The sequence below is a fragment of the Shigella sp. FC1544 genome (assembly GCF_001722145.1).
Taxonomy (GTDB): Bacteria; Pseudomonadota; Gammaproteobacteria; order Enterobacterales; family Enterobacteriaceae; genus Escherichia; species Escherichia coli.
In genome coordinates, this window is the sequence record NZ_MECT01000262.1 from 1 (window position 1) to 1,790 (window position 1,790).

A 1,790-nucleotide genomic window follows, 5' to 3' on the forward strand; every position below is an offset into this window, starting at 1 on the left:
TGTCCGGTCGTAAATGTCGCTCTGTGCTTCCATCGTGGCCGCACTTTTCAGCCCCAGATTATCCCGGGACTTCTGTTGTGCCTTTTCGCCTGCTGCTGCGATTTCTGACAGATGGTTAGCCATTTTCAGAGTGCCGGTCAGCGCAGCATCAATGTCATTTTTGGCCTGTTCTGCTGCGCGGGCATAACCTGCGGCATCCTGTGCGCTCTGTCCGGCTGCGGCTGCATTTGCTCCTGTGCTTGTCACATCTTCCGCAGTGGCCTTTCTGTTCTCAGCTGTGACGGTTGCATCCTGTCGGGCTTTCTCCGCAAAACGTTGTGCATCATCACGGGCCGTTGCGGCTGCCGTCACATCCTGCGCCGTCTGCCGTGCGTTTCCGGCTGCGCTCCCGGCACTCTGCTGCGCCTGTTGCGCCAGCTCTTCGAATTTCTTCAGGGATTCCGGACGCAGGTCAATATTAGTTGCGCCCAGAAAATCATTCAGCGAACCGTCCGTTGAATCTTCATAAACGCGGATGACACCGATTTCTGAAAGGCGCCGTGTGCTTTGTGTCAGGCGAACGCTGTACACACCCGGCAGAACGGGGAAGTCATATTCCCCGTTCTGTGTGGTGACATGGCTGAAAACACTTTTCAGAATCCCTGCACGGTTGTGTATGGAGGTTAGTGTAATGGTTGCGCCGTCCAGCGGTTCTCCCGTGGGCGTTTTAATCACACCTTTAAGCTGCGGCATCGGGACGCTCCGGCCAGTTGATGGCGTTATATGTGGCTTTATCTGTGATGGTGCTGAAATCCATCGCCTGCAGCGATTTCGCGTAAATACGACAGGCTTTCAGCTTTTCTTTATCTTCGTCGCTGATTAACCCCAGCAACAGGTCTTCTTCCCATTCCCCTGTCCGGGCACTGACCTGAGCCAGAAGGGCATCACGCTCATCTTCCGCTTTGAGTCTGTAGTCAAGGACAAATTCATCATTGCGGTAAAACCAGTAACCCGGCGCGGTAATGCGGCGGTTGGCGGTAATATCAGGAACTTCAATAACACTGGCGTTACGGGGTTCAATGCCTGTCACATCCTTACCGACCCACACCACGCGCCCGTCTCCGGTGTAAGCTATTTTAATTGTGTCGCTGGCGAAATTCTTCAGTTCTTCATACCAGTTTTTGTCGTCCTCCGAAAAAAGCCAGGTAATATCATATTTTTTTGTCATCTGGTATTGTTCCGCAGTTTTCGGATTACCCGCAGTAATATTTTTTAAATGCAACATTGTTAAATACTCGCTACGTTATACCAGGTGCCATTAATCAGTTTTTGCAGCGGTCGGTAATACACACCGTTGACGTTATCCGCTGAGTTACGGCCGGTATCCGATATCGATATCCCTGACAATCCGTGTCCGGCAGGTGCGCGAAATCTCCACGAAACGGTGTTTGAAGTGGCACACTGAATTTGGCCACCTGAACAGAGGTGATATGCTCACCTCAGAACAACACAGGTGCTCCAATGAAAAAAAGAAATTTTAGCGCAGAGTTTAAACGCGAATCCGCTCAACTGGTTGTTGACCAGAAATACACGGTGGCAGATGCCGCCAAAGCTATGGATGTTGGCCTTTCCACAATGACAAGATGGGTCAAACAACTGCGTGATGAGCGTCAGGGCAAAACACCAAAAGCCTCTCCGATAACACCAGAACAAATCGAAATACGTAAGCTGAGGAAAAAGCTACAACGCATTGAATGGAGAATGAAATATTAAAAAAGGCTACCGCGCTCTTGATGTCAGACTCCCTGAAC

The 1,790-nt window shown here is 50.7% G+C and carries 2 protein-coding genes and 2 pseudogenes; 1 reads left to right on the forward strand and 3 read right to left on the reverse strand.

Annotation, left to right across the window (positions count from 1 at the left end):
* From BGK49_RS13730 to BGK49_RS30460, 3 genes and pseudogenes are all read right to left on the reverse strand, one after another.
* Window positions 1-732 (reverse strand): prophage tail fiber N-terminal domain-containing protein (locus BGK49_RS13730; RefSeq protein WP_001135844.1); only part of this gene is annotated, 732 nt, incomplete at its 3' end.
* Complete coding sequence (locus tag BGK49_RS13735) at window positions 719-1,264, reverse strand: tail fiber assembly protein (protein WP_000902853.1); 546 nt, start codon at window positions 1,262-1,264, stop codon at window positions 719-721. The genes BGK49_RS13730 and BGK49_RS13735, both read right to left, overlap by 14 nt.
* A 2-nt stretch (window positions 1,265-1,266) precedes the next feature.
* Window positions 1,267-1,431: pseudogene (locus BGK49_RS30460) on the reverse strand (phage tail protein); the annotation flags it as partial.
* Window positions 1,432-1,500: 69 nt separating this feature from the next.
* Here BGK49_RS30460 and BGK49_RS13745 point away from each other — a divergent pair.
* Window positions 1,501-1,790 (forward strand): annotated as a pseudogene (locus BGK49_RS13745) (transposase); the annotation flags it as partial.

Coding starts and splice junctions, on each gene's coding strand:
- BGK49_RS13735 (WP_000902853.1), bottom strand. CDS start 1,264: ATGTTGCATTTAAAAAATATTACTGCGGGTAATCCGAAAACTGCGGAA.